This is a genomic window from Duganella sp. Dugasp56, assembly GCF_047304105.1.
Lineage (GTDB): Bacteria > Pseudomonadota > Gammaproteobacteria > Burkholderiales > Burkholderiaceae_D > Rugamonas > Rugamonas hordei.
In genome coordinates, this window is record NZ_JBGLYQ010000017.1 from 1 (window position 1) to 21,232 (window position 21,232).

20 protein-coding genes and 1 tRNA gene are annotated in these 21,232 nt (G+C 62.0%); 10 read left to right on the forward strand and 11 right to left on the reverse strand.

Translation table 11 applies throughout. The features are described from left to right. Positions 1 to 298: 298 nt before the first annotated feature. On the reverse strand, positions 299 to 1,075 hold the full coding sequence (locus tag ACCD07_RS13605) for an enoyl-CoA hydratase (RefSeq protein ID WP_176655507.1): 777 nt from the start codon (positions 1,073 to 1,075) through the stop codon (positions 299 to 301). 153 nt (positions 1,076 to 1,228) lie between these two features. Between ACCD07_RS13605 and ACCD07_RS13610 the strand changes: the two genes are divergently transcribed. Both ACCD07_RS13610 and ACCD07_RS13615 read left to right on the forward strand, forming a co-directional pair. Next, positions 1,229 to 2,467 (forward strand): MFS transporter, encoded by a 1,239-nt coding sequence (locus ACCD07_RS13610; protein ID WP_413447700.1) that lies wholly within the window; start codon positions 1,229 to 1,231, stop codon positions 2,465 to 2,467. A 63-nt stretch (positions 2,468 to 2,530) separates the two neighbouring features. Beyond that, the gene (locus tag ACCD07_RS13615) at positions 2,531 to 2,968 is read left to right on the forward strand and encodes a universal stress protein (protein ID WP_176655506.1); all 438 of its coding nucleotides are present in this window, start codon (positions 2,531 to 2,533) and stop codon (positions 2,966 to 2,968) included. On the opposite strand, the gene ACCD07_RS13620 is transcribed toward ACCD07_RS13615, so the two are convergent. Further along, the gene (locus tag ACCD07_RS13620; protein WP_413447624.1) at positions 2,965 to 4,185 is read right to left on the reverse strand and encodes a murein transglycosylase A; all 1,221 of its coding nucleotides are present in this window, start codon (positions 4,183 to 4,185) and stop codon (positions 2,965 to 2,967) included. The two genes, ACCD07_RS13615 and ACCD07_RS13620, sit on opposite strands and share 4 nt — an antisense overlap. A 136-nt stretch (positions 4,186 to 4,321) precedes the next feature. Further along, positions 4,322 to 4,696 (reverse strand): Co2+/Mg2+ efflux protein ApaG, encoded by a 375-nt coding sequence (gene apaG, locus ACCD07_RS13625; protein ID WP_008444834.1) that lies wholly within the window; start codon positions 4,694 to 4,696, stop codon positions 4,322 to 4,324. A gap of 184 nt (positions 4,697 to 4,880) precedes the next feature. Here apaG and rpe point away from each other — a divergent pair, with 184 nt between their 5' ends. From rpe to trpC, 7 genes are all read left to right on the forward strand, one after another. Continuing rightward, positions 4,881 to 5,549 carry a ribulose-phosphate 3-epimerase gene (gene rpe / locus ACCD07_RS13630; RefSeq protein WP_413447625.1) on the forward strand — a complete coding sequence of 223 codons (669 nt, stop codon included), beginning with the start codon at positions 4,881 to 4,883 and terminating at the stop codon, positions 5,547 to 5,549. Next, positions 5,549 to 6,232 carry a phosphoglycolate phosphatase gene (locus ACCD07_RS13635; RefSeq protein WP_413447626.1) on the forward strand — a complete coding sequence of 228 codons (684 nt, stop codon included), beginning with the start codon at positions 5,549 to 5,551 and terminating at the stop codon, positions 6,230 to 6,232. Before rpe ends, ACCD07_RS13635 begins: the two co-directional genes overlap by 1 nt. A gap of 214 nt (positions 6,233 to 6,446) precedes the next feature. Further along, on the forward strand, positions 6,447 to 7,943 hold the full coding sequence (gene trpE, locus ACCD07_RS13640; protein WP_353404202.1) for an anthranilate synthase component I: 1,497 nt from the start codon (positions 6,447 to 6,449) through the stop codon (positions 7,941 to 7,943). A 1-nt stretch (position 7,944) separates the two neighbouring features. Then, positions 7,945 to 8,508: an anthranilate synthase component II gene (locus ACCD07_RS13645; protein ID WP_090326971.1), complete on the forward strand. Its 564-nt coding sequence runs from the start codon at positions 7,945 to 7,947 to the stop codon at positions 8,506 to 8,508. Between the two features lie 69 nt (positions 8,509 to 8,577). After that, entirely contained in the window at positions 8,578 to 9,615 is a 1,038-nt protein-coding gene (gene trpD, locus ACCD07_RS13650; protein ID WP_176655501.1) for an anthranilate phosphoribosyltransferase, read from the forward strand. A 92-nt stretch (positions 9,616 to 9,707) separates the two neighbouring features. Continuing rightward, positions 9,708 to 10,373 carry a LysE family translocator gene (locus tag ACCD07_RS13655; RefSeq protein WP_413447627.1) on the forward strand — a complete coding sequence of 222 codons (666 nt, stop codon included), beginning with the start codon at positions 9,708 to 9,710 and terminating at the stop codon, positions 10,371 to 10,373. A 13-nt stretch (positions 10,374 to 10,386) separates the two neighbouring features. Beyond that, positions 10,387 to 11,187 carry an indole-3-glycerol phosphate synthase TrpC gene (gene trpC / locus ACCD07_RS13660; RefSeq protein ID WP_413447628.1) on the forward strand — a complete coding sequence of 267 codons (801 nt, stop codon included), beginning with the start codon at positions 10,387 to 10,389 and terminating at the stop codon, positions 11,185 to 11,187. A gap of 155 nt (positions 11,188 to 11,342) precedes the next feature. Here trpC and ACCD07_RS13665 read toward each other — a convergent pair whose 3' ends face one another. The 7 genes from ACCD07_RS13665 to ACCD07_RS13695 all read right to left on the reverse strand — a co-directional run bounded on the left by ACCD07_RS13665 (position 11,343) and on the right by ACCD07_RS13695 (position 19,840). Further along, positions 11,343 to 12,527 carry a GGDEF domain-containing protein gene (locus ACCD07_RS13665; protein ID WP_413447629.1) on the reverse strand — a complete coding sequence of 395 codons (1,185 nt, stop codon included), beginning with the start codon at positions 12,525 to 12,527 and terminating at the stop codon, positions 11,343 to 11,345. Between the two features lie 194 nt (positions 12,528 to 12,721). Further along, positions 12,722 to 14,539: a M61 family metallopeptidase gene (locus ACCD07_RS13670; RefSeq protein WP_413447701.1), complete on the reverse strand. Its 1,818-nt coding sequence runs from the start codon at positions 14,537 to 14,539 to the stop codon at positions 12,722 to 12,724. A gap of 13 nt (positions 14,540 to 14,552) precedes the next feature. Beyond that, the gene (locus tag ACCD07_RS13675; protein WP_413447630.1) at positions 14,553 to 15,119 is read right to left on the reverse strand and encodes a nucleotidyltransferase family protein; all 567 of its coding nucleotides are present in this window, start codon (positions 15,117 to 15,119) and stop codon (positions 14,553 to 14,555) included. Positions 15,120 to 15,124: 5 nt separating this feature from the next. Next, positions 15,125 to 17,350 carry a molybdopterin cofactor-binding domain-containing protein gene (locus ACCD07_RS13680; RefSeq protein WP_413447631.1) on the reverse strand — a complete coding sequence of 742 codons (2,226 nt, stop codon included), beginning with the start codon at positions 17,348 to 17,350 and terminating at the stop codon, positions 15,125 to 15,127. Positions 17,351 to 17,361: 11 nt separating this feature from the next. Next, on the reverse strand, positions 17,362 to 17,820 hold the full coding sequence (locus tag ACCD07_RS13685) for a (2Fe-2S)-binding protein (RefSeq protein WP_176655496.1): 459 nt from the start codon (positions 17,818 to 17,820) through the stop codon (positions 17,362 to 17,364). Positions 17,821 to 17,864: 44 nt separating this feature from the next. Continuing rightward, the gene (locus ACCD07_RS13690; RefSeq protein WP_176655495.1) at positions 17,865 to 18,593 is read right to left on the reverse strand and encodes a DsbC family protein; all 729 of its coding nucleotides are present in this window, start codon (positions 18,591 to 18,593) and stop codon (positions 17,865 to 17,867) included. A 29-nt stretch (positions 18,594 to 18,622) separates the two neighbouring features. Next, entirely contained in the window at positions 18,623 to 19,840 is a 1,218-nt protein-coding gene (locus ACCD07_RS13695) for an FAD-dependent monooxygenase (protein WP_413447632.1), read from the reverse strand. A gap of 77 nt (positions 19,841 to 19,917) precedes the next feature. On the opposite strand from ACCD07_RS13695, the gene ACCD07_RS13700 reads away from it, so the two are divergent. Beyond that, positions 19,918 to 19,993, forward strand: a tRNA-Phe gene (locus ACCD07_RS13700). A gap of 64 nt (positions 19,994 to 20,057) precedes the next feature. Here ACCD07_RS13700 and ACCD07_RS13705 read toward each other — a convergent pair. After that, positions 20,058 to 21,191, reverse strand: coding sequence for a branched-chain amino acid ABC transporter substrate-binding protein (locus tag ACCD07_RS13705; RefSeq protein WP_413447633.1), 1,134 nt, complete (start codon positions 21,189 to 21,191; stop codon positions 20,058 to 20,060). Between the last annotated feature and the right edge of the window lie 41 nt (positions 21,192 to 21,232).

The following is a 21,232-nucleotide window of genomic DNA, read 5'->3' on the forward strand; positions in this document are numbered from 1 at the left end:
CACTCAAAATACTGACAGGCCACTATTTTCATAGCGCCTATTTCATTACTTCTTGTGAACATTTGATATTTTTTAAGTTTCACGAAACCCGAAGGTTTCGTGTGCACTTCCATCAAACGTCCACACTTATCGACTGTTAATTTTTAAAGAACTTGTTCGGTACTGCTTGCTGCTTATCGACAAAGCGTTGTGTTTGTCAGCAACAGAGAAGCGAGATTATGAAGTGTTTCTTTTCTCTCGTCAACCCCTCGTTTTACGTCACATTCTTATGTGTTGTTCTGCGAGGGGCCGAATCATATCAAAGACCTTCGAAGTTTGGCAAGCGCTTTTCAAGGAAGGCATGCATGCCCTCTTTTTGAGCCGGCGTGCCGAACGCTGCCTGGAACAAACGACGCTCGTAATTGACGCCTTCCGTCAGCGTGGTTTCAAACGCGCGGTTGACAGCATCCTTGATCATCATCGCGACCGAGGTCGGCATCGAGGCGATCTGTTTGGCCGCGGTCAGCACTTCTTCGATCAGCTTGTCCGCAGGGACTACGCGCGAAACCAGGCCGATGCGCTCGGCTTCGGCCGCGTCGATGGTGCGCGCCGTCAGCAGCAGATCCATGGCCTTGGCCTTGCCGATGGTGCGCGGCAGGCGCTGCGTGCCGCCGGCGCCAGGCGTGACGCCAACCTTGATTTCCGGCTGGCCGAACTTGGCGTTGTCAGCCGCGATCAGAAAGTCGCACATCATCGCCAACTCGCAGCCGCCGCCCAGCGCGTAGCCGGCCACGGCGCCGACCACCGGCTTGCGGATGCGCAGGATGTGCTCCCAGTTGCGCGTGATGTAGTTGTCGCGGTAGGTGTCCTGGTAGGTGTAGTCCGCCATGGCCGCGATGTCGGCGCCGGCGGCGAAGGCTTTCTCGCTGCCGGTCAGCACGATGCAGCCGATGGCTGGATCGGCGTCGAACTTATATAAGGCATCGCCCAGCTCGTTCATCATGCGGTCGTTCAGCGCGTTCAGCGCCTTCGGCCGGTTCAAACGGATCAGGGCGACTTTGTCGTGCACTTCGACGATCAGATCTTCATATTGCATAGGTGTCTCCTTCACGGTGAAATATTCCTCGAGGATTGTAGCGCCTAACTCCCGCGCTGGTATGATTGAAGCTCGGCAACCTGCTTTAAAGAGCTTCCTATTTTTACCGCCTTTCGCCACTACCTGAAGGACAAGCTGAGCGGCGACGACCTGCTGCGCAACAGCGACTTCATGCGCTACTGGTTCAGCGCCACCCTCAACGGCTTCGGCAGCTACATCAGCGCGCTGGCCCTACCGCTGTGCTCGGTTTTGCTGCTGCACGCCACGCCGGCGCAGATGGGCGTGCTCGGCGCGTGCCAGGCGATTCCGTTCGCGCTGCTGGCCTTGCCGGCCGGCGTCCTTCTCGACCGCAACCGCAAACTGCCGGTGCTGTTGGCCAGCAAGGCCGTCCTGGCTGTCACCTTGGCCAGCATACCGGCCGCCTGGTGGCTGGGCGTGCTGTCGATCCACTGGATGTATGCGGTGTCGTTCGTCATCGGCGCTTGTTCGGTGCTGGGCGGCGGCGCCGAACAGATCTTCCTGACCAACCTGATCGGGCGCGACCGCCTGACCGATGCCCAGTCCAAGTTCGCCGCCACCGATTCGGCCTCGCGCCTGCTGGCGCCTGGCGTCGCCGGCGTGCTGATCCAGTGGCTGACCGCGCCGTTCGCGGTGCTGCTGAACGCCTTCGGCTTCGTGATCTCCATCCTGTTGCTGCGCAATCTGAAGGCCAACGATCCGAAGCCGCCGCCGTCGAACAAGCATCCGCTGCGCGACATCCACGACGGCCTGCTGTTCATCTGGGGCCAGCCGCTGCTGCGCACGCTGGCCTGGGGCGCCGGCGTCTGGCACATGCTGTTCTACGGATTCACGGCGCTCAACGTGCTGTTCTGCACGCGCGAACTGGGTATGACGGCAGGCATGCTGGGCGCGGCGCAGATGGTGGGCGGTATAGGCGTGCTGCTGAGTTCCCTGATGCTGAAGCCATTGAATGCCCGCTTCGGTCCCGGTGTGACCATGCTGATCGGCATAGGCTTGACCGCGTTTGCGTTTGCCGCGATGCCGGTGGTGCCGGCAAATCTGTTCGGCAGTCCGAACGCCAGCGCGGTCGCCGCCGGCGGTTTGTCGCTGTTCATGGATTGCGGCGTGATGCTGTTCTTCATGCCCTACATGACACTGCGCCAGAAGGTCACGCCGGATGAGTATCTGGGCCGCATGGTGTCGACGATGCGCTTCCTGACGGTGGCGACGGCGCCGCTCGGCGCGCTGGCCGCCGGCTACATCGGCGAGCATTTCAGCATCCGCACCGGCATGGCCTGCGTGGCGGCCGGCGGCATCCTGCTGACGATCAGCATGGCGATGTCGTCGTCCATGCGCGGCAGCCAGCCGGCGGTGGCGCCGGCAGCCACCTAACGTGCGCCGGGCATCCGCCTAAAACATTAGGCTGGTTGCCATATCCATTCTTGGGAGCGCGCCATGTTCAAGTCCATTTTGCTGCCGACGGACGGTTCGGACCTGTCGGACAAGGCCACCGCCACGGCGGTGCGGTTCGCCAGGCTCAATCAGGCGAAGATCGTCGCTATCACGGTGATACAGCCGTTGCCGTTTTCGTCGATGGGCGACAGCGGCGCGGTGATCGATTCCGGCCAGTTCGCCACCCAGATGCAGGACGCCGCGCGCCGGCATATCGAAAAGGTGGCCGCAGCCGCGCTGGCAGCTGATATTCCGTTCGAAGGAGTGATAACGATGTCGCCCAGCCCCTACGAGGAAATCGTCGAGGCGGCGAAGAAGCATGGCTGCGACATCATCATGATGGCGTCGCACGGACGCACGGGCCTGAACCGGCTGTTCCTGGGCAGCGAGACGCAGAAGGTGCTCGCACATACCACGCTGCCCGTGATGGTGCTTCGCTAGTTAGCCTGCTTGGGCAGCAGCACCCAGACGCTGCCTCGCTGCTTCATGCGGCCGGCGTTTTCCGATGCTTCCGTGCCGAAGCCGAAGAAATAATCGACCCGGATCGCGCCGCGGATCGCGCCGCCGGTATCCTGCGCCATGACCAGCCGCTGCAGCGGAATGTCGCTGTTCGGCATGGTGGTCGCCAGGAACACCGGGGCGCCCAGCGGCAACTGCGACGCATCGATGGCCACCGAGCGCGCAGGCGTCAGCGGCACGCCCAGCGAACCTTTCGGGCCGACCTTCGGATCCGGCAGACGCTCTTCGCGGAAGAACACATAGCTCGGATTTGCATTGAACAGCTCCTGCATGCGCGTCGGGTGGCCGGCGATCCAGGCCTTGATGCCCTGCGCCGACGCCTGCTCCACGGTCAACTCGCCCTTCTCCACCAGGTACTTGCCGATTGATTTATACGGATGGCCGTTCTGGTCCGCGTACGCCACGCGCACGGTTTCCTGGGTATCGGTCAGCTGCACCCGTCCCGAGCCCTGCACCTGCAGGAAGAACGACTCGACCGGATCGTCGACCCACAGCAGTTCCTTGCCGGGGAAGTCGGCCTTCTCGATGTCGGCGCGGGTCGCATAAGGCACCACCTTCTTGCCCACCAGCTTGCCCCGCAGGCGCATGCCCTTCAGTTCCGGATACACGCTGGCCAGATCGATGGTGACCATATCGTCCGGCACCTTGAACAGCGGCGTCTGATACGGACCGCCCTTCTTGCGGGCGCCGCGCAGCAGCGGCTCGTAATAGCCGGTGATCAGGCCCTCGGTCGCGCCGTCCGGCGCCACCACCTGGTTGGGCACCATGAAGGCTTCGAAGAAGGTGCGGATCGCCTGCTCGTCGCCCGCGTTGACGGTGCGGGCGATGGTGCAGGACTCCTTCCAGTTCGGCTGCTTGACCAGCACCGAGCATGAGGACATGAAGGCCGGCCATGCGGCGCGCACATCATCCTTGTCCCAGCCGGGCAGCGCGGCGAAGGTGGTCGGCACCAGTTGCAGCGCGGTCGGCTTGGCCGGTTCGGGCGTCGGCTGGGCTGGCGGCACGACAGGCGGCACCGGTACGGCGGGCGGCACGGGCGGCACCGGCTTCTCCGGCGGCAGCGGCGTGGTGGTACAGGCGGCCAGCGAAAGCGCCACGACGGTCAGCGGAACGAGTAGACTACGGCGTGTTAATGACATAAGGATAGCTATGTGGGTATTGATGATAGAAGCATGCGTGGCGTTTTTCCTGCTGGTGTTTATCGTCTGGTGGACTATGTACCAGGGCAAGGGCAAGGCTAAAAAGCTGCCCCCGCCGGAGAGCGAGCAGGAATAATCAGTGCAGCGTGCGCGGCAGCGACAGCACGAACTCCGGGATCTTCGCTTCGAACTGATGGCCGTCCTCGGCCACGCAGAAGTATTCGCCGACCATCGAGCCCTGCTGGGTTTGCAGCGCGGTGCCGCTGGTGTATTCGAAATGCTCGCCGGGTTGCAGCAGCGGCTGGTGGCCGACCACGCCCAGGCCGCGCACTTCTTCCACATGGTTGTTGGCGTCGGTGATGACCCAGTGGCGTGAGATCAGCTGTGCAGCCACCGTGCCGGTGTTCTTGATCGTGATCGAGTAGGTGAAAACGAAGTTGGTGCGCTCCGGGTCCGACTGATCTGGCAGGTACTGGGTTCTGACCGACACAGTAAATTCGTAAGTGGCCATCAAAATTCCTTAGTAAAATCGCAATCGCATCTTGCAAGCTTGGCGATTGTATATCGTCAGACGCTCATTGCACCGCAAATCCGCACTCTATGCAAGGACGGCGCGGCTGAAAACGGGGGTAAAACGGTCGCGGTCGCGCCGGGCAGCGTAAAATAGCGCATCTTTTTTATTGCAGCCCACCGCCATGACCACATTCCGCATCGCTCCCAGCATCCTGTCCGCCGATTTCGCCCGCCTGGGTGAAGAGGTCCGCAACGTCGTCGCCTCCGGCGCGGACATCATTCACTTTGACGTGATGGACAACCATTATGTTCCGAACCTGACCATCGGGCCGCTGGTCTGCGAAGCGATCCGCCCGCACGTGCAGGTGCCGATCGACGTCCACCTGATGGTCAAGCCGGTCGACCGCATCATTCCGGACTTCGCCAAGGCCGGCGCCAACATCATCACCTTCCACCCGGAAGCGTCGGACCATATCGACCGCTCGCTGCAGCTGATCCGCGACCACGGCTGCAAGGCCGGCCTGGTGTTCAATCCGGCCACGCCGCTGAGCTACCTGGAGCACGTGATGGACAAGATCGACATGATCCTGATCATGTCCGTCAACCCGGGCTTCGGCGGCCAGTCCTTCATTCCGCAGGCGCTGAAGAAAATCGCCGAGGCGCGCCGCCTGATCAACGAATCCGGCCGCGACATCCTGCTGGAAGTGGACGGCGGCATCAAGATCGACAACATCGCCGCCGCCGCAGCCGCGGGCGCGGACACCTTCGTGGCCGGCTCCGCCATCTTCGGCAAGCCGGACTACAAGGCCGTCATCGACGCCATGCGCGCCCAGCTGGCGACGGTAGCGTAATGAGCGTGCTGGCCGGCGCGCGCGCCGCAATCATCGACCTCGACGGCACCATGCTGGACACGATGCCCGACTTTTACGTCGCGATCAACGGCATGCTGGCGGAACTCGGCCTGAAACCGGTCGCGCAAGAGCAGATCGCGCTGATGGTCGGCAAGGGCTCCGAAAACCTGATCCGCTCGGTGCTGGCGCTGGATCTGGACGGCGCCGGCGTCGCAGCCCGCTTCGAGGCGGCGATGGACGCCTACCAGCGCCACTACCTGAGCATCAACGGCAACCACAGCGCCCTGTATCCCGGCGTGATCGAAGGCCTGATGGCGATGAAGGCACAGGGCCTGCGCCTGGCCTGTGTAACCAACAAGCCGATATCCTTCACCACGCCGCTGCTCAAGCTGAAGGGGCTGGACGGCTTTTTCGAGGTGGTTTACGGCGGCGATTCGCTGCCGCGCAAGAAGCCCGATCCCCTGCCGCTGCAGACGGTGTGTGCCGATTTCGGCCTCAAGCCGGCGCAAGTGGTGGCCATCGGCGACTCTTCGAACGACGCGCAGGCCGCGCGGGCGGCGGGTTGCCCGGTGCTGACGGTGCCTTACGGTTACAATCACGGAGAGGCTATACACAAAACCGATTCCGATGGTATAGTAGCCACGCTGCTCGATGCCGCTATTTTGATCCGTTCACATAATTAACCGTTAGCTGAACTACTCTGACCGAAATGTCTTTCACCAAAAAACACAATGTCAACCAAACCGGCTCGATTGAGGCCTGGCTTTGGCGACGCTGGCAATCCTGGCAAAACTGAGCCGAACTGATTGCTGTCGTCCGTGCGCACGCACCCGACAGGTTTTTTGACAAACCACCGCCAAATCCACAACCACATCCCTGGCGGCATGGAGAGAAGACATGACCGAATTCGAATTCAAATCGTTGGCCAACGATGGCTACAACCGCATCCCGCTGATCGCGGAAGCCTTTGCCGACCTCGAAACCCCGCTCACGCTGTACCTGAAACTGGCCCAGAGCCAGAACGCCGGCAAGAACACCTTCCTGCTTGAATCGGTGGTCGGCGGCGAGCGTTTCGGCCGCTTCTCCTTCATCGGCCTGCCGGCGACGACCGTGCTGCGCAACTTCGGCACGCGCACCGAGATCGTCAAGAACGGCGCCGTGATCGAGACGCACGAAGGCAATCCGCTGGAATTCATCGAGGCTTACCAGAAGCGCTTCAAGGTCGCGCTGCGTCCGGGCATGCCGCGCTTCTGCGGCGGCCTGGCCGGCTACTTCGGCTACGACTCGGTGCGCCACATCGAAAAAACGCTGGCCAACACCCAGCCCAAGGACGACCTGGGCCTGCCCGACATCCAGCTGATGGTGACCGAGGAACTGGCCGTCATCGACAACCTCTCCGGCAAGCTGTACCTGATCGTCTACGCCGACACCACGCAGCCGGAATCGTATTCCAAAGCGCGCCAGCGCCTGAAAGACCTGCGTGTGATGCTGCGCCGCGGCGTCGACGCTCCGGTGACGAGCAGCTCGGTGCGCACCGAAACCATCCGCGACTTCCCCAAGGACGAATACCTGAAGGCCGTCGCCAAGGCCCACGAATACGTGATGGCCGGCGACTTGATGCAGGTGCAGATCGGCCAGCGCATCCGCAAGCCGTACGTCGATTCGCCGCTGACCTTGTACCGCGCGCTGCGTTCGTTGAACCCGTCGCCATATATGTACTTCTACAATTTCGGCGACATGCAGATCGTCGGTGCGTCGCCGGAGATTTTGGTGCGCAACGAGACGCTGCCGGACGGCGAGAAGAAAGTCACGCTGCGCCCTATCGCCGGCACCCGTCCGCGCGGCGCCACGCCGGAACGCGACGCCGAACTGGCCAAGGAACTGCTGGCCGATCCGAAAGAGATCGCCGAACACGTGATGCTGATCGACCTGGCGCGCAATGACCTGGGCCGCATCTCCGAGATCGGCAGCGTCAGCGTCACCGACCGCCTGGTCATCGAAAAATACTCGCACGTGCAGCACATCGTCTCCAACGTCGAGGGCAAGCTGAAAGACGGCCTGTCCAACCTGGACGTGCTGCGCGCGACCTTCCCCGCCGGCACGCTGACCGGCGCGCCGAAAGTGCGGGCGATGGAAGTGATCGACGAACTGGAAATCAGCAAGCGCGGCATCTACGGCGGCGCCTGCGGCTACCTGTCCTTCGGCGGCGAAATGGACGTGGCGATCGCCATCCGCACCGGCGTCATCAAGGACGGCATGCTGTACGTGCAGGCCGCCGCCGGCATCGTCGCCGATTCGATACCGGAGATGGAATGGCAGGAAACTGAAAACAAGGCGCGCGCTGTGCTGCGCGCCGCCGAACAAGTGCAAGATGGCCTGGATGGGGAGTTCTGAGATGCTGCTGATGATCGACAATTACGACTCCTTCACCTACAACATCGTGCAGTACTTCGGCGAGCTGGGTGAGGATGTACGCGTGTACCGCAACGATGAAATCACGATTGCGGAAATCGAAGCGCTGAACCCGGACCACATCTGCATTTCGCCGGGTCCGAAAGATCCGTCGCAGGCGGGCATTTCCATCGAGGTGCTCAAGCACTTCGCCGGCAAGAAGCCGATCCTGGGCGTGTGCCTCGGCCACCAGGCCATCGGCGAAGCGTTCGGCGGCAAAGTGATCCGCGCCAAGCAGGTCATGCACGGCAAAACTTCTTTAATCGCGCATACGGGCGTGGGCGTCTTCAAGGACCTGCCCTCCCCCTTCACGGTGATCCGTTATCACTCTCTGGCTATCGAGCGCAGCTCGCTGCCATCCTGCCTCGAAGTGACGGCATGGACCGACGACGGTGAAATCATGGGCGTGCGCCATAAGGATTACGACATCGAGGGCGTGCAGTTCCACCCCGAGTCCATCCTGTCGGAACACGGTCACGCACTGTTGAAGAACTTCCTGGTCCGCTAAAGACGCCGGCGTGCTTGCCGCGCGCCTCCTTTAGCCGCGATCCGCGTCCAAATTGAAGAAGGAATTGCCATGCCTATCACCCATCAAGAAGCACTGCTGCGCTGCATCGAGCACCGCGAGATTTTCCACGACGAGATGCTGCACCTGTTCCGCCAGATTATGTCCGGCGAAATGTCGCCGACCATGATCGCGGCCCTGACCATGGGCCTGCGCGTGAAAAAAGAAACCATCGGCGAGATCGCCGCCGCCGCGCAGGTGATGCGCGAGTTCTCCACCAAGGTGCCGATGGCCGACACCACCGGCCTGCTCGACATCGTCGGCACCGGCGGCGACGGCGCGCATACGTTCAACATCTCCACCGCGTCGATGTTTGTCGCCGCCGCCGCTGGCGCGCGCGTGGCCAAGCACGGCGGGCGCAGCGTGTCGTCCTCGTCCGGCTCGGCCGACGTGATCGAATCGCTGGGCGCCAACATCAACCTGAAACCCGAGCAGATCGCGCAATCGATCGCGCAGACCGGCATCGGCTTCATGTTCGCGCCCAACCACCACGCTGCGATGAAGCATGCGGCGCCGGTGCGCCGCGAACTGGGCGTGCGCACCATCTTCAACATCCTGGGACCGCTGACCAATCCGGCCGGCGCGCCGAATATCCTGATGGGCGTATTCCACGCCGACCTGGTGGGCATCCAGGTGCGCGTGCTGCAGCGCCTCGGCGCGCAGCATGCCATCGTGGTCTATGGCCGCGACAATATGGACGAAGTGTCGCTGGGCGCGGGCACCATGGTCGGCGAACTGATTAACGGTGAAATCCGCGAATACGAAATCCATCCGGAAGACTTCGGCCTGCAGATGATCGCCAGCCGCAACCTGAAGGTGGCCGATTCGACCGAATCGAAAGCCAAGATGATGGAAGCGCTGCGCGGCGAACCCGGCGCGGCTTTCGATATCGTCGCGCTCAACGCCGGCACCGCGCTGTATGCGGCAGGCGTGGCCAGTTCGATCGAGGACGGCCTGGCGCGTGCGCGCAAGGCCATCGCATCCGGCGACGCGCTGCGCAAGGTTGAGCAGTTCGTGCAGGTCACGCAAAGCCTCGGCGGGACTAACTAATCCACGTCATTCCCGCGAAGGCGGGAATCCATAGACCGCACGCTGTGTATGGATCCCCGCTTTCGCGAGGATGACGCCGCAAAGGAAACGACATGTTGGGTATCCACGACCTCTCACTATTCATTATCTCCGGGCTGCTGCTGAATATCATGCCGGGTCCGGATTCGCTGCTGATCATGACGCGCAGCGCCACGCAGGGCTGGCGCGCCGGCTCGGCGGCGACGCTGGGCATAGGCGCCGGCACCATGATCCATATCTTCGCCGCAGCGCTGGGTTTGTCGGCGCTGCTGGCGACGTCGGCTGCCGCATTCACCGCCGTCAAATGGATAGGCGCGGCGTATATCGTGTACGTCGGCATCGGCATGCTGCGCGCCAGACTACGCAGCGATGCGAACGATATGGATGATGCGGCGGCTCAGGCCGTGGCGGCGCGCGCCGCGCAGCCGCTGGCGTATCGTAAAATCTTCTTCCAGGGCTTCCTCACCAACGTGCTGAACCCGAAAGTGGCTTTGTTCTTCCTGGCGTTCGTGCCGCAGTTTATTTCGGCTGAATCCACCAGCAAGCCGCTGGCGTTCATCGTCCTGGGCTGCATTTTCAATTTCAACGGTATGTTGTGGTGTAATGGCCTGGCCGTTTTCACCGCCTTTGCCAGCGCGCGCCTGAAGGTCAAACCGCTGGTGGCGCTATGGCTGAACCGCGTGACGGGCGGCCTGTTCCTGGCACTCGGCCTGCGTTTGGCGCTGGCGGAACAACATTAATCTTAGGTTTATCATGTCCGACATCCTGAACAAAATCCTCGCAGTCAAAGCCGACGAAGTCGCCGCCGCTAAAAAATACCGCAGCTTCGCCAGCCTGCGCGCCGACGTCGAAGGCAACGCCGAGCTGCGCGCCGGCCTGCGCGGCTTCGAAGCCAGCCTGCGGGCCAAGATCACCGCCGGCCATGCCGGCGTGATCACCGAAGTGAAAAAGGCCTCACCGTCGAAAGGCGTGCTGCGCGCCGACTTCCGCCCGGCCGACATAGCCGCCAGCTATCAGGCCAACGGCGCCGCGTGCCTGTCGGTGCTGACGGACGAACAGTTCTTCCAGGGATCGACCGCTTACCTGCAGCAGGCGCGCGCCGCCTGCGCGATTCCGGTGCTGCGCAAGGACTTCATGATCGACGTCTACCAGATCTACGAAGCCCGCGCGATGGGCGCGGACGCGATCCTGCTGATCGTCTCGGCGCTGGACCACGGATTGATGGCGGAAATGGAAGCCTGTGCCCACGAACTGGGCATGGGCGTGCTGGTGGAAACCCACGACGGCGATGAGCTGACCGCCGCGCTGCGCCTGAAAACCGACTTGCTCGGCATCAACAACCGCAATTTGCGCACGTTCGAGGTGTCGCTGGAGAATACCCTGGGCCTGCTGGACCGGATTCCGGCCGACAAACTGGTCATTACCGAGTCCGGCATCATGGTGCCGGAAGACGTCCAGCGCATGCGCGAAGCAAACGTGCATGCCTTCCTGGTCGGCGAAGCGTTCATGCGGGCGCCGGATCCGGGCGCCGAGCTGGCTCGTTTGTTTAACTAGTGGACTGTAACGTTTAAATTGGGAGCGAAGGACGCGCAGGCGGCGTGCAGGGCAAGGCACAAAGCGCAGCGATAGCGAGCTATCGCGAGCATTTGCAACGCAGCCATGCGCGTTGCCTGCGCGGCAGGCGCTACCGATTTAAGCGTTACAGTCCACTAGGCCCTTACTGCCTGCTTGGGCGACGGGGCCTCGGCCGCGATCTCGATACGGTCGCGGCCCAACTCCTTGGCGCTATACAGCGCCTTGTCCGCCCGCATCAAAATCCCATCCAGGTTCTCGTCGGCACTTGCCTGGCAAGCAATACCTATGCTGACCGTGTAGGCAGGCAGCCCCTGCCCGTGCGGCTCACGCAAGGCCGTCTGGATCCGTTCCGCGATATGGCGCGCCCGGTCCAAGCCTGTATTCGGCAACAACACGATAAACTCCTCGCCGCCAAAACGGGCCACATGGTCCGACACGCGCAAGGCTTTGCCGATAACCTCGGCGACGTCGATCAGTACGCGGTCGCCGGTCGCGTGGCCATAACGGTCGTTAATCTTCTTAAAATAATCCAGATCGATGCTCAGCATCGTCATCGCAGTGGATTCGCGCAGCATCAGCGCATGTTCCTTGGCGTAAATATCGGCGAAACCGCGACGATTTAATACCTGCGTCAATGGATCCAAAGTCGAGCGGCGTTCCAGGATGGTTTGCAAACGGCGGGTAGCGACCGCCATAAAGCCTACGGCCAGCAGCAATATCATGAAATGCGCGGTGGCGAGATAAATACTCTGGAATGGACCGACTGTCAGTAGAGTGGCATGCTCACTACCCATATAGAGCGCCAATATACCGCGCGTCAGCACGACCACCGATTGCAGAAACATCAGCGCGCCAAAGAATTTACTGGAAAAATGTGGCTCGCCAAAGCGGTATATCAATACAACCTGACAGGCATAGAATATAAAGCAGAGGAAAGAAAAGACCGCAACCCGGGCTGCAAAGTTCGGTTCAACAATCAACCAATAGCCGACACCCAGCATCGCCAGCGCCCAGATCAGATGAAACAACCACCACGACGGACGCTGCCCATATAGTTTCTGCGTACCGATCAGCGTTAAACCCAGCGCCCACATCAACACTGAATTCGCACAAATCAAGGGCAATATATTTCCTAATATACCGCCACGCAGGCTAAAGCATACCGAGCCGACCGCCAATAACAGCAATCCACCAGCCCATTGTTTCAGGCCTTTAATCTCTTTAGGAAAACTTAAATGGGCGGAATAAAGCACAACGCTCATTGCACCGGCCATCAGCGTCGCCATCAGGATAATAGTAGTGGGATCAAGCAGTATCACGTGCGGAACTATCCTCTTAGGCTAAAGCGTCAGGCCAAATTCTAAACCAGAACTACGCCCAGGCGGAAAATTATCCCCACGACAACGCAAAAACCAGCCGGACATGCCAGAACCCGGCATTTACATGCCAAAATTTGGCATGCTTGAGGCAAAAAAATCCGGGGTCAGATCTGACCCCGGATTGGAATTGCTTATCAGGCGGCGCTGGGACGTATTGGGCCGGTGGATTTTTTGCTGGCGGGGTCTAATGACAGCGTAATGCCAGGCACACGCTCGCCTTGCAAGGTCATATTGAAGGTCATTAATTCGTCCCGGCGGAATGCGTGTACTTCAACGGTCGATCCAATGCCGTAACGGGAAAGCAGCGTTTCCAGATTGGTGGCATTGACGCGCAAGCCGTCTATGGCGACTAATATATCGCCAGCTGATAAGCCGGCTTGATGGGCGGCGCCATTTTCGTGCACGGCCGATAATTTGCAATCATTGCCATCTTTACCGAGATTTGCATCCAGGCTGGGTTTTGAAGATTTTCGCTCATCGCTGTATTTAATGCCGAATGGAGCCAGCATTTTAGCCAGGGGCAGGTCCTCGGTTCCACGGATATATTTATCGAAGAATGGCTTGAAACGGCCACCGCTTATTTCATCAAATATAGCTTCAACTTCTGCTGGAGTAACTCCCCGGCCTGCGCCATTATAAAAGTCGCGGCCGTAACGCTGCCATAAAGTGCGCATCACGTCGTCCAGCGATTTCTTGCCGCCGGTTTTGGCGCGTATGCTCAAATCCAGCGCCAAACCGATCAGCGCACCCTTGGTGTAATAACTGATGATGGCATTCGGAGCATTTTCATCCTGGCGATAATATTTTCCCCAGGCGTCGAAACTCGAATCCGCCACGCTTTGCTTGGTCCGCCCGCTGCCGCGCAACACGCTGCCTATGGTTTTACCCAGAAGTTTGAAATACGCCGGCTCCGCGATCACCCCGGCACGGACCAGCATCAAATCGTCGTAATAACTGGTGAAGCCTTCAAACAACCACAGCAGCGGCGAGTAATTCTCGACTTGCAGATTGTAGGGTGCGAACGCCGCCGGCTTGATGCGCTTAACATTCCACGTGTGGAAGTATTCGTGGCTGCATAAGCCCAGGTATTGCAGGTAGCCGTCTGTTATCTCTTTACTATTGGATGCCGTGCTCGGCAAGTCGGCGCGGGCGCAGATCAGCGCGGTCGAGGCGCGATGCTCGAGGCCGCCATATCCATCGCCGACGGCCAGCGTCATGAACACATAGCGGTCCATCGGTGCTTTCCTGGCCTTCGGTTCGAAGAAGGCGATCTGGGTTTCGCAGATCTTTTTCAGGTCGGCGCTCAGGCGCGCCAGGTCCAGATTCGGCACCCGGCCGCTGATAACGATGTCGTGCGGCACGCCATGCGCCTTGAACGTGGCCAGCGCGAAATCGCCCTGCTCCACCGGGTGGTCGATCAATTCGTCGTAGTTGGCGGCGATATAGGTGCCAAAACCATAACGTTTCGCCTTCAGTTCCGGCAGCGCGGTCGCCACGCGCCAGGTCTTGGCTACCTCGTCGTCCGGACGCTGGATGTCCACCACGTGCGGCTGGTCTTCCTGCCCCAGCACGCGCAGGAACACGCTGGTGCCATTGTAAAACGCGTGGTTCTGGTCCAGGTGCGCCGCGCGCACCGACAAATCCCAGGCGTAGACCTCGTAGTGCACCGTCAGCGATGCCGCGTGATCCTTCAGCGGCGCTGCCTGCCAGGAATGCTTGTCCAGCTTGGCCAGCGCCACCGGCTCGCCGTTGGATTCGGCGCGGATGCGCACGATGTTGCGCGAAAATTCGCGAATCATGTAGCTGCCCGGGATCCAGGCCGGCAGCGCGAAAACCTGGCCGCCCTGGGCCGGCGCGTCCACGGTCAGCGTGACGTGGAACAGGTGGGCAGCCAGATCGTGGCCGACGATGCTGTATGCGATCGCCGGATTGTTCTTGTTCGATTTCTTCATCATAGGTCCTGTTTTACAGATCGCCCGGCGTATCGATATCGCGCACCACGCCGATATCGTCGACGACAAGTTCGCTCACCGCGTGGCTTTTAAGTATAGCGCGCGCGCCCTGGTCGCCTTCCAGCGCCAGCAGCAGCGGCAGGTGATAACTACTGAAGGCGACCGGATTGCCGCGCCGCCCTTGATACACGGGCGCCGCGATGCGCGCACCCCGTTCTATCGTCGCGGCCAGTGCGCGGATGGTCTCCGGCTGCACATGGGGCATGTCGCCCAGGGCGATCACCCAGCCTTCCGCGCCCTTGGTGCAGTCGACCGCCGTCACCAGCGATTCGGCCATGCCCAGGTCGGCGTCGGCGCAGACGCGCACTTCGCATCCCAACGCGCCCAATAGCGCGGCCACCTTGTCGTCGCCGGGGCGGACCACGGCCAGCACGCGCGGCAGCGCGGCCAGCATATTCCTCGCGCTGGCGGCGACGACGGCGTCGCCGCTCTCCAACGCTTGCAGCAATTTGTTTTGTACGCCGGACGGGTCGAACCGTTTGCCCCGCCCGGCTGCCAGCAATATACCTACTAATGCCATCCGGCTCAGGCGCTGGCCAGATCGAACGGCAGCTTGCGCAAACGCTTGCCGGTCAATTTGAACAACGCGTTGGCGAAGGCCGGCGCCAACGGCGGCAGGCCGGGTTCGCCCATTCCGGTCGGCGCATCGTTCGACGGCACGATGTGCACGTCGATGACCGGCATGTCGGTCATGCGCGCCACCGTGTAGTCGCTGAAGTTCTGCTGCTCGACCACGCCGTCCTTCAGCGTGATGGCGGCGCCCGGCAAGGTCATGCCCAGCCCCATCAGCGCCGCGCCCTGGATCTGCGCCTCGATCGTCAGCGGATTGACCGGCTGGTTGCAATGCACGCCCGCCGTCACCTTGTGCAGCTTCGGCACACCCTTGTCCACCGACGCCACCACCACATAGGCGATCACCGTGTTGAACGCTTCGTGCACCGCCACGCCGTAAGCCTGGCCTTTAGGCAAAGCCTTCTTGCCGTAGCCGGACTTGGCGACCGCCAGATCCAGCGCGGCGGCGTGACGCTTGCCCTTCTCGCCCATCAGCTTCTTGCGGTAGGCCACCGGATCCATCTTGGCCACATGGGCGGCTTCGTCGATCAGCGTCTCCATCACGAACGCGGTGTGGGTGGAGCCCACGGAACGCCACCACAGCACCGGCACGTTGGCCTTGACGCTATGTGCCGTCAGGTTCATCGGCACTGCGTAAGGCTCGCCCATGCCTTCGACCATCGTCGAGTCAATGCCATCCTTGATCATCATCGGCTCGAACGGCGTGCCGGTGATGATGGACTGGCCGACGATGACGTGATCCCACGCCACCATCTCGCCCTTGGCGTCAAAGCCGATCTCGGCGCGGTGCACGTGCGACGGACGGTAGTAGCCGCCCTTGATGTCGTCCTCGCGGCTCCAGATCACCTTGATCGGATCCTTCTTGCCGGTGGCCTGCCACACCTTGGCGATGTTGACCGCTTCGACCAGATAGTCGGAAGTCGGCACGGCGCGGCGGCCGAAGCCACCGCCGGCCATCATCGTATTCAGCACCACCTGTTCCGGCTTCAGGCCGGCGGTGGCGGCGATGGCGCCCTGGTCCATCGTCTGGAACTGCGAACCGGCCCATACGGTGCAACCGTCCGCGCGCAGATCGACCACGCAGTTCAGCGGCTCCATCGGCGCGTGCGCCAGGTACGGGAATTCATACACGGCGGAGATTTTCTTCGCTGCGCCGGCCAGCTTCGAGGTATCGGCTTTGCGCACCGGCAGCCCCGGTTTGGCAGCCAGGGCCTTGTACTCGGCCAGCTGCTTGTCGCTGCTGACCTTTTCAACGCCGCTGGTATCCCAGTCGATGAGCAGCGCTTCGCGGCCCATCTTGGCCGGCCAGTAGCCGTCGGCCACCACCACCACGCCGCTGCCGCCGCGGTCGGTCTTCACCTCCAGCACGTCGATCACGCCCTTGATGGCCTTGGCCTTCGAAGCATCGAACTTGGCGACCTTGGCGCCGAACACCGGCGGCCGCGCCACCACGGCGACCTTGCTGTTTGGCGCCTTGAAGTCCATGCCGAACTGCTGCTTGCCGGTCGATTTCAATTTCGCGTCGAGGCGCTTCATCGGCTTGCCGATGAAGTTGAAATCCTTCGGATCCTTCAGCTTCACGGTGGCCGGCACCTGCTGCTTCATGGCCGCATCGGCCATCGCGCCATACGTGGCCTTCTGGCCGGCGGGGCCGATCAGCGTGCCCTTGGACGTCTTGACCTGGTCCGGCGCCACCTTCCACTGCTCGGCCGCCGCCGCGATCAGCATCGCGCGCGCCTTGGCGCCGATCTCGCGGTACTGGATATACGAGTGGGCGATGCTGCCCGAACCGCCGGTGATCTGAATGCCGAACGCCGGGTCTTTATATTGATCGCCAGCCGGCGCCAAAGCACCGTTCACCTTCGACCAGTCGGCGTCCAGCTCCTCGGCGATCAGCATCGGCAGCGAGGTTTGCACGCCCTGGCCGAATTCCAGCCGGTTGACCTGCACGGTGACGGTGTTGTCCGGCGCGATATGCAGGAAGGCGTTCGGCTCGTAGACCTTGGCCGGAGGCTGCTGCGCATTGGCGAAGCGGCCGGCGCCCGGCATGAAGAAGCCCAGCACCAGACCGCCGCCGGCAACCGCGCCGGCCTTCATGAAGCCGCGGCGCGACATGCCGCCTGCAGCTGCGGCGCCCAGCGTCGCCATCGATTCCTGGTTGATCCATTCGATACGCATGGCGGTCTCCCTTAAGCGATGGTTTTGGCGGCGTCTTTGATGGCAGCGCGTATGCGCTGGTACGTGCCACATCGACAGATGTTCCCGCTCATGGCGTTGTCGATGTCGGCATCGGACGGCGCCTTGTTCGTGCGCAGCAGCGCGGTCGCGCTCATGATCTGGCCGCTCTGGCAGTAGCCGCACTGCGGCACGTCCATCTTGACCCACGCGGCTTGCACCGCCTGGCCGACCTTGTCGGTTTCCATTGCTTCGATGGTGGTGATCTTCTGCCCAACGGCCGCCGAAATCGGCGTGATGCAGGAACGGATAGGCTGGCCGCCAAGGTGCACAGTGCAGGCGCCACACAGCGCCGCGCCGCAACCGAACTTGGTGCCGGTCATGTTCAGGTTATCGCGCAAGGCCCACAGGATGGGCGTCGATGGATCGGCGTCAACCTGCGTGTCTTTACCGTTGATGTTCAAAGTGATCATGCAATCCTCCTGTAGGCCCTGCGTTTTTGACGTTGCTGCTTGATTTACTGCTTGATCTTGGTCAGCTTCTCTTCCAGCGACTTGGTGTCGATCGCGCCCGGAACGCGGCTGCCGTCGGCGAAGAAGATCGCCGGCGTGCCGGACACGCCCAGCTTGTGGCCCAGCTCCAGCACCACATCGTTCGGCGCCTCGCAGGAGGCCTTGGCCACCGGTGCGGCCTTGCCGCTGACCATCCAGTCCTCCCACGCCTTGCTGCGGTCCGGTGCGCACCAGATGTTTTTCGATTTGGTGAACGAGTCTTCGGCCAGGATGTTGTACATGAAGGTGTAGACCGTGATGTTGTCGGTTTCCTTCAGCGTGGTCTGGCGGAAGCGCTTGCAGTAGCCGCAGTTCGGATCCTCGAACACCGCGATCACGCGCTTGCCGTCGCCCTTGACGGTCTTGATGGCCTTGTCCAGCGGCAGGTCGGAGAACTTGATCTTGCTGATCTCGTCGACGCGTTCCTTGGTCAGGTCGGTGCTGGTGGTCAGGTTGAAGATGTGGCCGGAGAACAAATAGGTCGCGGTCTTGTCGGTGTACAGGATCTCATTGCCGATACGGACTTCATACAAGCCGCTGTAAGGCGTCTCCCGCACCGATTCGACCTTGACGTTCGATCCCAGTCGCGGCTCGACCAGCTTCTTGATCGACTCCGTGGTCGGCGGCGTTTCGGCGCCCACGCAGGACGCCATCAGCGCCGACAACAACAGCAAAACGATCTTACTCTTTCTCATGACATCTCCGGTGACGACTGACAGTGCTCTCATTTGCCCATGGCGTGGGAAATCAAACGGCGCTTCAGCACAGGTAATTTATCCAGCAAGTTTAATCCGAAATTACGAACCACGCGCAGCGGCTCCATGTCCGCCCCGAACAGGCGCGCCAGGCCGTCGGTGGTCAGTTGCATCAGCAGCACGTCTTCCTTGCGCGCGCGCTCGTAGCGGGCCAGCACGCGGCTGTCGCCGATGCCGCGCTGGGGTTCGCGTTCGCTCAATGTCTTGACCAGTTGCGCCACGTCGGCGAAGCCCAGGTTCATGCCGTGGCCGGCCAGCGGATGGACCACATGGGCGGCGTCGCCGACCAGCGCCACGCGCGGCGCGCTCATCGCATGCGGGCGTATCAGCCGCAGGGGGAAGTCGCGCACCAGCTCCGGCTGCAGCGGCGTCAGCGCGCCCAGTTTGGCCGATGCGTAGACGGCCAGCCGGTGGGCGATCTGCTGCGCCGACTCGGTGCGCAGCGTGTCGGCCAGCGCTTCCGGCGCCGACCACACCAGCGATACCTGGTTGCCCGGCAGCGGCAGCAGCGCGACGATGCCCTCGGCGCCGGTGAACCATTGATAGGCGGCGCCATGGTGCGGCAGTTCGCAGGCGAAGTTGGAGACCACGGCGCGCTGGTTGTAGCTGCGGTAATCGAGGCCGATGTCGCACTGGCCGCGCACCCAGGACTGGGCGCCGTCGGCGCCGACCACCAGCGCGGCCCTGATGCTGGAGCCGTCGTCCAGGTGCACGGCGGCGCTGTCGTCGCTCCGCAGCAGGCCGGTGGCACGGCCCTCGACCACGCGCACGTTCTGCGCGAACTTGAGGGCGGCGTCGAGCGCCTGCCCCAGGTTGCGGTCTTCCATGATCCAGGCCAGCGTGCCGGTGTGGGCGCCGTAGGCGTCGAAGGCCAGGCCGCCGGCATGCTCGCCGTCGCCGTGGACGATCATCGCGTCGACCGGCGCCACGCGCGCTTGATCCAGCGCATTCCACACCTTCAGCGACGACAGCAGGTGATGGGCGGTATGGTTCAGCGCGTAGACCCGCGCATCCCAGCCGGGATCGGCCGCCGGCGCCGCCGGACGGGACGGCGGCCCCAGCAAAGTCACGCTCAGGCCGGCCTGGGCCAGGCCCAGCGCGGCGGTCTTGGCAATAGCGCCATTGCCAACAATACAAATATCACTCTCTATGACGCGCAGCGCAGCGGGGGAGGATGGCTTATTCATCCGGCCATTATAACGGTTGTGAGAAATAGAAATCGGCCCTTGCAATTTCGCTCTGGCCTGCTATAATTCTGCTCCTTGGCCTGGTAGCTCAGTTGGTAGAGCAGAGGATTGAAAATCCTTGTGTCGGTGGTTCGATTCCGCCCCGGGCCACCAAGAACACTAAATTAGCCACCTTCGGGTGGCTTTTTTGTTTTCCTTGTCCGACGCGTTCCCCCTCCTACCGCAGCACTACCAGCTTGATTTTTTTGCCGGCCCGATAGGTCGAAACGGTCAGGGCACCGTCACGGATATCGCCGTTGGCGTCGAAGCGGATGGTCCCGGTCAGGCCGGGATACTGGATTTGGCGCAGCACCGGCAGGTATTTGGCCGGATCCGTGGAGCCGGCTTGTTGCATGGCTGCCGCCACCGTCATCGTGGCGTCGTAGGCGTACGGGGCGTAGGTCTGGATGTCGCTGTGGAAGCGCGCGTGGAAGCGGGCCACGAAATCGCCGACGTCTTTTTTGTGAGCAGCGTCGATGCCGCCGGCTTCGGCGCAATAGACCGCGTCGTCACGCATGCCGCCGCCCGCCAGCGCGGGCAGCGCTTCTGTGCAGATGCCGTCGCCGCCCATGAAACGCGGCTCCATGCCCAACGCCTTCATCTGACGCAGAATGCCGCCGGCGGTGGCATCCATACCGCCAAAGAACACCAGATCCGGCTTCTTCGCGCGGATGGCGGTCAGGATGGCGGTGAAGTCGCTGGCCTTGGCCGTGGTGAATTCGCGGCCGACGATTTTCAGGCCGGGTATGCGCGCCTGGGCGCTCTTGATGAATTCATCGGCCACGCCCTGCCCATAGGCCGAGCGGTCGTCGATTACGGCGATCCTGCGCGCGCCCAGTTGCTCCACCGCGTAGCGGCCCAGCGAGCTGCCCAGCATATTGTCGTTGGCCACCACGCGCAACGCGCCGGCGAATTTCTGCCGGGTGTACGCAGGGGCGGTGGCGGAAGGCGTAATCTGCGGAATGCCTGCGGCGTCGTAGATACGCGAAGCGGGCACCGTGGTGCCGGAATTGGCGTGGCCGATGACCGCCTTCACGCCCGAATCGACCAGTTTCTGCGCCACGGCGGTGCCCTGTTTCGGATCAGCCGCATCATCCTCGCTCTGCATTCTGAAGACCACTTTTGCGCCGCCGATGGTGGCGCCGCGCGCATTCAAGTCCTCCAGCGCCAGCGTCACGCCATTCTCCATCGCCTTGCCCAGATGCGCGATCTCGCCTGACAGTGGCCCCGCCACGCCGATCTTCACCACTTCCTGCGCCATCACGGCGCAGTTCCATAGTCCACAAACCAGAAGAGGAAGAATGCGCGTCATTGCTGCTCCAGATGATGGGTAATCCACGCATTCTAGCAACG